This is a genomic window from Rhodopseudomonas sp. BR0M22, assembly GCF_010907035.1.
Classification (GTDB): domain Bacteria; phylum Pseudomonadota; class Alphaproteobacteria; order Rhizobiales; family Xanthobacteraceae; genus Rhodopseudomonas.
Genome location: NZ_QUMK01000113.1, coordinates 1 through 8,408, shown reverse-complemented (window position 1 = coordinate 8,408; position 8,408 = coordinate 1). Strand labels below are relative to the sequence as shown.

Sequence of the window (8,408 nt, the reverse complement as noted above, 5' to 3'; positions counted from 1 at the left end):
CGATTTCTCGGCCCAAAGCCCGATCATGAAGCCGGGGCAATCCATCAGATACACCACCGGCAGATGGAAGGTCTCGGCGAGATCGACGAAGCGAATGACCTTCTGACAGGTGTCGGCGGTCCACGACCCGCCGTAGTGATACGGATCGCCGGCCAGCACCGCCACCGCCCGCCCCTCGAGCCGCGCCAAGCCGGTGATGATCGAACGGCCGAACGCCGAGCCGATCTCGAAGAACGAGCCCTGATCGACCACCGACTCGATGATCGGCCGCATCTTGTAGACCTGCCGGCGATTGCGCGGCACCGCCTTCATCAGCTTCTCGTCGGAGCGCTCCGGATCGTCGTCGCACGGCAGCGTCGGCGGCAGCTCGTGCACCGACGACGGCAGATAGGACAGGAAGCGCCGCGCGCAGGCGAACGCTTCTTCCTCGGTGTCGACCGCATGATCGATCGCGCCGGCGCGGGTCTGGATGTCGGCGCCGCCGAGATCCTGCTTGCTCAGATCCTGGCCGAGTCGCGCCACCACCGGCGGTCCGGCGACGAACATCGCCGAGCTGCGGGTCATGATCGAATAGTGGCTGGCGGCGAGTCGCGCCGCACCGAGGCCGGCCACCGAGCCGAGCCCGAGCGCGACCACCGGCACCTGCGCGAGATTCGCCGTCGTGTACGAGTACCAGCGAGTGCCATTGACGCCGCCGGGCAGATTGGCAGCGCCCTTGCTCTCGATCGTCTTCACCGACCCGCCGCCGCCCGATCCTTCGATCACGCGGATGATCGGGAGGCGATAGTCGTGCGCCATCTCCTCCGCCATCTGCGGCTTGGCTTGGATCGACGCATCGGCCGAACCGCCGCGCACGGTGAAGTCGTCGCCGACCACCACCACGGTGCGGCCATCGATCTTCGCCCGGCCGAACACGCAGTTGGCCGGGGTCAGATTGATCAGTTCGCCGCTGGCGTCGTATTCGCCGAGACCGGCGACGGCGCCGATCTCGTGAAAACTGCCGGCGTCGGACAGCCGGTCGATCCGCTCACGAACGGTGAGCCGGCCCTGGTCATGCTGGCGCTTGACCTTGTCGGCGCCGCCCATCTGCCGCGCGAAGGTCTCGCGCCGGGCCAGTTCGTCGAGCTCCGGCTTCCAATTCATGCATTCCCTCCGGCCTGATCGTCTTCTTGTTGTTGCTTCCCGCCGGGCGCACCGCGACCAGACCGCCGTCCGCATTCTGCACCAGAGGCTCGATCGATCCGGCGAGCTTGAGCAGAAGCGGCGCGATCTCGTCGTGCAGCCGCTGCTCGTCGTACATCGCGGCCAGCACGCCGATCGTGACCATCACGTAGGTCTGGTACTGCGGCGCCCAGATCGGCACCGCGATGCCGTTGATGTGCGGGCTGAACAGACCGCACGACACCACGTAACCGCGCTCGTTCAGCATCGCGCGAGCGGCATCGATTCGCTCGCTCAGTAGCGCCGCATCGGCCGGCGTGTCGCGCTGAATGTCCGAGATCAGAGCCGCCGCGACGTTGTCCTCGAGCGAGGCGGCGTAGGCGTGGCCGGCAGCGGAGCGGCTGATCGCAATCCGGCTGCCGGTGGTCGAATGCAGCCCCAGCGCGTGAGCGGCGCGGGCGAATTCGAGATAGACGAGATGGAAGCGGTCCGGAATCAGGAAGCCGATGGTGCCGGGGATCTGGTCGGCGACCTCCTGCAGGCGCGCGCGGATCAGATTGCGCAATTGCAGGCCGCGGGTCATCGACGTACTCATCGCGACCGCGCTGGGGCCGATCCGGTACTTCTGGTCGCGCGGCAGATAGACGAGCTGGCCCATGCGGGTCAGCGTGTGGGTGAGACGCGACACCGTCGAGCGCGGCAAGCCGCAGCGATTGGAAATTTCAAGATTGCCGAGCCGAACGTCGTGACCTTCGAAGCAGCGCAGCACGTCGAAGGCGCGCGACACCACCTGAATCACGTCACCGTCACCGGCCACATCCCCTTGCCTGCACAGTCGCTCCGAGCGTCGTCCCATGTCTTTTTGTCCTGCGTAGTTATGATGCTCGATGCTCCGAGAGCACTGATCGTTCCTACCCGGAGCACCTTACGTTTCTTGGTTTTTGTTTCGCTCAGCGGAATATAATTCCGCTTGAAGACAAAGCTACATCAGGCAAATTCCCCCGACAATATCGACGCGCGCGGCGCAACGCCCCACGCGCGACCACTCGGCGCAAGATTTTTGGCGCCGGCCGCAGCAGCGGAACCCGGCGCCACAACAACAACACGACGGAGGAACAGCCGATGGCCGAGATCAAGATCGTCACAGAAGTCGCCGGCCGCGTCTGCGCGTTGCCATTATCGGTCGGCGACGGGGTGGGCGAAGGAGACGACATCGCCTTCGTCGAAGCGATGAAAATGGAAATTCCGGTGCCCTCTCCGGCCGGCGGAACCCTGAAGTCGCTGCACGTCGCGCTCGACGACATCGTCGCCGAAGGCCAGCTCGTGGCGGTAATCGAAAGCTGACATCGTCACACGCGTGCATTCTCGGATCGCACACGCTAAGCGCGATTACGGGACGTAATGTCGCATCACGCGATCAAGATGCGGTGTGCAGACAGCGTCCGCACCGCGTTGCCATCACTTCGAGGCGATGACATGCTTCCCCGATAACAAAGCAATCCGCAAAGCGGATGCGTTCGGGGAGAGAGACATGACGGGACGTTTCGTTCCGCTCGCGGCCTTGGCCGTGAGCTGCGCGCTGATCACCACAACCACTGCGCGCGCCGACGACATCAAACTACCAGCCACGATGGCGTTCACCGCCTATGACACCGGCACCGCCGGCTTCAACATCGCGGTCGCGGTCGGCAAGATGATGAAGGACAAGCACGGCACCGACGTCCGCGTGCTGCCCGCCGGCAACGACGTCGCCCGCCTCGCCCCGCTGCGCAACGGCCGCGCCCAGCTCGCCTGGATGGGATCCGGCACTTACTTCGCGCAGGAAGGCGTGTTCGAATTCGGCGCCAAGGAATGGGGCCCGCAACCGCTGCAGATCACGCTCAGCGTCGTCGACTGCAATGGCTCTTCGCTCGGCGTCGCCGCCGATATCGGCGTCAAGGAAATCAAGGATCTGCGCGGCAAGCGCGTCGGCTTCGTGGTCGGCTCGCCGGCGCTCAACCAGAACGCACTCGGCATCATGGCCTATGGCGGCCTGACCAAGGCCGACGTCAAGATTGTCGAATTCGCCAGCTACGGCGCGATGTGGAAGGGGCTGGTCAACAACGACGTCGACGCAGCCTTCGGCACCACCATCACCGGTCCGGCGCGGGAGGCCGAGAACTCGCCGCGCGGCCTGATCTGGCCGCCGATGCCGCACGCTGACAAGGCGGCGTGGGAGCGGGTCAAGAAGGTCGCGCCGTTCTTCAATCCGGCGATGTCGAGCTGCGGCGCCGCGCACCAGCCCGGCAAACCGATCGAACTGTCGAACTACCCCTACCCGATCGCCACCGTCTACGCGACGCAATCGCCCGATCAGGTGTATTCGATCACCAAATCGATGATCGTCGATTACGACGCCTACAAGGACAATGCCCCCGGCGCCACCGGCCTGGCGGTGAAAACCCAGACGATGAAATGGGTGGTGCCGTTCCATCCCGGCGCTGTGAAGGCGCTGAAGGAAGCCGGCCAGTGGACCACCGAGGATCAGACTCACAATGACGGGCTGATCAAGCGCCAGGAGGTGCTGGCCGCGGCGTGGAAGCAGTACGCAGCCGCCGCGCCGTCCGGTGATCAGGAATTCCGCGACGGCTGGATGACCGCACGGGCGGCGGCATTGAAGCGCGCCGGCCTGCCGAACGGGTTCGAGTAACGCATCGCAACGCCGGGGACATTGCCATGCGCGCTGCTGAATCCGCCGCCCGCCCGACCAAACGGATCGTGCTCGACGATCCGCACTCGGTCGACAACATGCAGGAAGCCGAAGTCACCCGCGTCCGAAGCCTGACCGGCTTCTGGCGCTGGGCGCTGGTGGCCGCCGCCGCGGCCACCATCCTGCTGTGTATCAACCAGCAGTTCTCGCTGCGATTCTTCATCGGCTACACCCAGCTCAATACGGAGTACTTCTACCTCCTGATTGCGCTGATGCTGCCGTTCACCTTCCTGATCTTCCCGGCATCGCCGACGGCACGGCTCGACCGCGTGCCGCTGTACGACATCGCCCTGTTCGCCGCGACCGTAGTGGCGGCGCTGGTGCTGATGAGCGCCATCCGGAAAGCGGCCGAAGCCGGCTGGGAGTTCGGCGGCGCGCCGACCCACGTCTTCATCGCCGGTCTGGTGATGTGGGCGCTGCTGATGGAGGCGCTGCGGCGCACCGGCGGCTGGAGCCTGCTGCTCTGCATCTTCCCGTTCACCGTCTATCCGCTGTTCGCCGGTGCGCGCTGGCTCGGCCCGCTCGGCGGCTCGCAATCCACGCTGGAACAGGCCACCGCCTATCACGTACTGTCCGGCGAGAGCCTGCTCGGAATTCCGATCCAGGCATTCGCCGACACCGTGATCGGATTCCTGGTGTTCGGCACCGCGCTGATGCTGACCGGCGCTGGCAAATTCTTCATCAACCTGTCGTTCTCGATCTGCGGCACGTTCCGCGGCGGCGCCGCCAAGGTCTGCATCTTCGCCTCGGCGCTGCTCGGCATGATGTCGGGCTCGATCATCTCCAACGTGCTCACTGCCGGCACCATGACCATTCCGGTGATGAAGAAGAGCGGCTTCCGCGCCTCCTATGCGGCGGCGATCGAAGCCTGCGCCTCCACCGGCGCGGTGCTGGCGCCGCCGGTGATGGGCGCCACCGCCTTCGTCATCGCGCAGTTCCTCAATGTCTCCTACGCCGAGGTCGCGCTGGCGGCGATCGTGCCGGCCGCGCTGTACTATATCGGCCTGTTCATGCAGGTCGACGCCTACGCGGCGCGGCACGGGCTCGAAGGCATTCCGCGCTCGGAACTGCCGAGCCTGTGGCAGACGCTGAAGGAGGGCTGGTACTACGCCTTCGTCATCGCTCTGCTGGTGGTGATGCTGTTGTACTTCAAGCGCGAGAGCCACGCGCCGTTCTACGCCACCGCGCTGCTGCTGGTGCTCAACCAGATCTTCTCCAAGGACACTCGGTGGACCGCCGGCAGCGTCGTCCGCTTCCTCGAAGTCAACGGCCGCACCTTCGTCGAGCTGATCGGCATCCTGGCCGGCTGCGGCCTGCTGATCGGCGCGTTCTCGATGACCGGCGTGATCTCCAGCCTTGCGGCCGATCTGCTGCGGCTGGCTGGCGACAACGCCTTCCTGCTGCTGGCGATGTGCGCGATCACCAGCCTGATCCTCGGCCTCGGCCTCACCACCACCGCCTGCTACATCTTCCTGGCGATCCTGGTGGCGCCGGCGCTGGAGAAGCTCGGACTGAACCGGATGGCGGTGCACATGTTCATCTTCTATTGGGGCATGCTGTCGTCGATCACGCCACCGGTCGCCATCGCGTCCTTTGCGGCCGCCGGCATCGCCGGATCTCCGGCGATGAAGACGGGGTGGGAGTCGATGTGGGTCGGCAGCATCATCTATTTCATCCCGTTCTTCTTCGTGATGAATCCTGCGCTGGTGCTGCAGGGACCGAGCCCCTACCTCGCCGCGCTCGGCCTGCTCACGCTGGCGGCCGCGGGCACCCTGTGCATCTGCGGCGGCATCCAGGGCTATCAGGTCGGCATCGGCAATCTCCGCCGCGCCGGCGCGCTGGAATGGCCGCTGCGAGTCGCACTGGTGATCGGCGGCTTCGTGCTAGCGACGCCGGGCGGCGGCATCAATCCGCTGTCGCAGTTGCAGGTCACCTCGCTCGGTCTGTGCCTGCTGGCGCCGACCTTGCTGATCGCCTTGTTGCTGGTGCGCCGCGGCAATGCATCCGGGCCGGTGGCACGTCCGGCACTCTGACGTGAGCGACGGCGGTTCGGCGGCGTGATGCCGCCCGACCGCCGTCGTTCAAATTTCACTGGACTGACTACTCGTATTGGTTGAGCATCCTGGTGTTTTAACACCAAGGAGTTTTGCAATGCAGCGTGTATTGGAAGTCACGTCGGTTGATCTCAGCTTGGTCAAGACCAAGCCCCCGCAAATTCACATCGTCACCCATGGCACGGTGCCGACCTCCGGATGGAAGCATCCGCGGCTGTCGCCGTGGTTTTACATCCTGCCTCCGGCCGACGGCATTCAGGATTTCGATTTCGTCGCCGACGCACCGACCGGCATCGTGCTCGAGGTGATCACGACGATCGTGGCTGAAGCGGTGATCCCACGCGACCCCGCCGATTACTGGGGACCCGGCAAGGCCCTGCGCGGCGTCCGGATTCACGCCCGTAGCAACACCAAGGAAGCGTCGCTCGACACCAGCGACAACGCCAAGCAGGCCGTCGCGCTCTCGGGCGGCGATGCCATCCCGTGGCCGTGGTGGTTACCAACCGAACCGGGCGCGTGCGACCTGATCGGCAAGGTACTCCGCGTCTATCACACCGGCGATATGCTCGATAGAAGCTATCGGACCGACCGTGGCAATATCGAACTCGATCCGACCACCGAGCGCGTCGTGCGGATCTGGTGCGGCTGACGTTCCGCAATTATCGCACACGGCAGCGGGCGGACAGGCGCCCGCTCGCATGTCCGCCATTCAGCGCGCCGATTTCTCGAACAATGGCACCAGCTGCCCGGTGAAATGCGTGAAGCTGGCGCGAACGCGGTCGCCGATCACCAGATCGTTCGCGCCATGCGCCATCATCCGAAATCCCTCGGCGCAATCGACCAGCACGATCTTGAACGGCACATGCACGCGCGCCTCAGCCGTGGCAGCGCGATGCACCAGGGTCTCGGCGCAGACCACGCCCTCGCCACTCGCGACCAGTGTGGTCAGATCCTCACTGCCGCAGGCCGCGCAAAAGTCGCGGCGGAAATACTGCACCGCGCCGCAGCCGCCGCAGCGCTGATACGTGATCATCAGTTCGCCGCTGGTCCAATCGGAGATCGCCGCCTCGCTCATCGCACCCGCTCCAGGATCATGCTGACATGCGACGACAACACGCCGCCGTCGCCGTGCAGCAGCGCCACCGAGGCATCGCGCACCTGACGATCGCCGGCGCGGCCGGTCATCTGCAGATGCGTCTCGACCAGATGCGCCATCGCGCCACCGACGCCGCAATGGCCGTAGGACAACAGGCCGCCATGGGTGTTGAGCGGCATCGCGCCGTCGCGCGAGAAGTAGCCGTCACGCGCCCGCGCCGCCGCTTCGCCGCGGCCTGCGAGCCCGAGATCTTCGAGCAGCATCAACAGCGTGATGGTGAAGCTGTCGTACACTGCGGCATAGCGAACGTCGGATACAGCAGCGCCGCTCGCCGCCCAGGCGCGCGCGATCGACTGCTCGGCGCCGGACGAGCCCTCGGCTGGCATCGCCGTCACATGTTGATGGGTGTGCGCCTGACCGCAGCCGCGCACTTTGATACGATGTTCGGTGGTCGGCTCTGCGCTGATCACCAGCGCGGCGCCGCCATCCGACACCGGGCAGCAGTCGAGCAGCTTCAGTGGCGAGGCGATCGGCTTCGACGCCATCACCTCGGCGACGCTGATCGGCTCGTGAAACTGCGCGCCGGGATGACTGAGGGCGTGGGTCCGCATCAGCACCGCGAGTTCGGCGAGGTCTTCCTCGGTGACCGCGTGGTCGTGCATGTAGCGCGATGCCACAAGGCCGTAATAGGCCGGGATGGTCGGCCCGAGCGGCACCTCGTAGACCGGGTGGCCGACCTGGGCCAGCGCTTGCACCGAGGCGTCGCGGCTCTGGCCGGTCAGCCGGTTCTCGCCGCCGACGACCAGAATGTTCTTCGCCGCCCCGCTCTCGACCAGCTGATGCGCCAGCATCGCCATCGCCATGCCGGTGGCCCCCCCGACCTGCACCGCGTGGCAGTAGCTCGGCCGGATGCCGAAATGCTCGGCGAACACCGTCGCCAGCATGATATGCGGCATCGTGGTCGAATAGCCGCACAGCAGCCCGTCGATGTCGCCGCGCTTCAGGCCGGCGTCGGCAATCGCCGCCTCCGCGGCCTCGCGCATCAGGCCGAGCGTAGTCGATCCGTCGATCTTGCCGAACCGGGTGAGGCCGACGCCAGTGATGTAGCTCATGACATCAGCGCCTGTTCTCGTTGCTTGGCAGAGCCTCTCAACGTCGTTCCGGGGCGTGAACGCAGCTCACGAACCCGGAATCTCTGCGCACAACGATCTCGAGATTCCGGGTCTGCGCTGCTCGCGCAGCGCATCCCGGAATGACGGAGGAGAGACCGATTGTGATTAAGGCGATCAGCATCGCGCCGAGCACCGCGCGCTCCCCTCCCCCTTGCGGGGAGGGGTCGGGGGTGGGG

General features: G+C 65.7%; 8 protein-coding genes. 4 read left to right on the top strand and 4 right to left on the bottom strand.

Going from position 1 to position 8,408, the window contains the following annotated elements; all coding sequences use genetic code 11:
* Together DY468_RS23795 and DY468_RS23790 are read right to left on the bottom strand one after the other, a co-directional pair.
* A partial coding sequence (locus tag DY468_RS23795) for an acyl-CoA carboxylase subunit beta (protein WP_164607985.1) occupies positions 1-1,143 on the bottom strand: 1,143 nt, incomplete at its 3' end.
* A complete protein-coding gene (locus tag DY468_RS23790) occupies positions 1,052-2,017 on the bottom strand; it encodes an IclR family transcriptional regulator (RefSeq protein WP_164607983.1) in 966 nt (321 codons plus the stop codon). The genes DY468_RS23790 and DY468_RS23795, both read right to left, overlap by 92 nt.
* A 266-nt stretch (positions 2,018-2,283) precedes the next feature.
* On the opposite strand from DY468_RS23790, the gene DY468_RS23785 reads away from it, so the two are divergent.
* The 4 genes from DY468_RS23785 to DY468_RS23770 all read left to right on the top strand — a co-directional run bounded on the left by DY468_RS23785 (position 2,284) and on the right by DY468_RS23770 (position 6,613).
* Entirely contained in the window at positions 2,284-2,505 is a 222-nt protein-coding gene (locus DY468_RS23785; protein ID WP_164607981.1) for an acyl-CoA carboxylase biotin carboxyl carrier protein subunit, read from the top strand.
* Positions 2,506-2,692: 187 nt separating this feature from the next.
* The gene (locus DY468_RS23780) at positions 2,693-3,850 is read left to right on the top strand and encodes a TAXI family TRAP transporter solute-binding subunit (protein ID WP_164607979.1); all 1,158 of its coding nucleotides are present in this window, start codon (positions 2,693-2,695) and stop codon (positions 3,848-3,850) included.
* Positions 3,851-3,876: 26 nt separating this feature from the next.
* Positions 3,877-5,943: a TRAP transporter permease gene (locus DY468_RS23775; protein ID WP_164607977.1), complete on the top strand. Its 2,067-nt coding sequence runs from the start codon at positions 3,877-3,879 to the stop codon at positions 5,941-5,943.
* Between the two features lie 118 nt (positions 5,944-6,061).
* The gene (locus DY468_RS23770) at positions 6,062-6,613 is read left to right on the top strand and encodes a hypothetical protein (protein WP_164607975.1); all 552 of its coding nucleotides are present in this window, start codon (positions 6,062-6,064) and stop codon (positions 6,611-6,613) included.
* Positions 6,614-6,673: 60 nt separating this feature from the next.
* Here the strand turns inward: DY468_RS23770 and DY468_RS23765 are convergent, their stop codons facing one another.
* Positions 6,674-7,039, bottom strand: a complete 366-nt coding sequence (locus DY468_RS23765; protein WP_164607973.1) for a Zn-ribbon domain-containing OB-fold protein — start codon at positions 7,037-7,039, stop codon at positions 6,674-6,676.
* Complete coding sequence (locus DY468_RS23760; RefSeq protein WP_164607971.1) at positions 7,036-8,172, bottom strand: thiolase family protein; 1,137 nt, start codon at positions 8,170-8,172, stop codon at positions 7,036-7,038. The genes DY468_RS23765 and DY468_RS23760 overlap by 4 nt, the downstream gene beginning before the upstream one ends.
* Positions 8,173-8,408 lie beyond the last annotated feature (236 nt).

What these genes read in the sequence shown, in the direction of transcription:
- DY468_RS23790 (WP_164607983.1), bottom strand. Translation starts at nt 2,017, where the DNA reads ATGGGACGACGCTCGGAGCGACTGTGCAGGCAAGGGGATGTGGCCGGT.
- DY468_RS23785 (WP_164607981.1), top strand. Translation starts at nt 2,284, where the DNA reads ATGGCCGAGATCAAGATCGTCACAGAAGTCGCCGGCCGCGTCTGCGCG.
- DY468_RS23780 (WP_164607979.1), top strand. Translation starts at nt 2,693, where the DNA reads ATGACGGGACGTTTCGTTCCGCTCGCGGCCTTGGCCGTGAGCTGCGCG.
- DY468_RS23775 (WP_164607977.1), top strand. Translation starts at nt 3,877, where the DNA reads ATGCGCGCTGCTGAATCCGCCGCCCGCCCGACCAAACGGATCGTGCTC.
- DY468_RS23770 (WP_164607975.1), top strand. Translation starts at nt 6,062, where the DNA reads ATGCAGCGTGTATTGGAAGTCACGTCGGTTGATCTCAGCTTGGTCAAG.
- DY468_RS23765 (WP_164607973.1), bottom strand. Translation starts at nt 7,039, where the DNA reads ATGAGCGAGGCGGCGATCTCCGATTGGACCAGCGGCGAACTGATGATC.
- DY468_RS23760 (WP_164607971.1), bottom strand. Translation starts at nt 8,172, where the DNA reads ATGAGCTACATCACTGGCGTCGGCCTCACCCGGTTCGGCAAGATCGAC.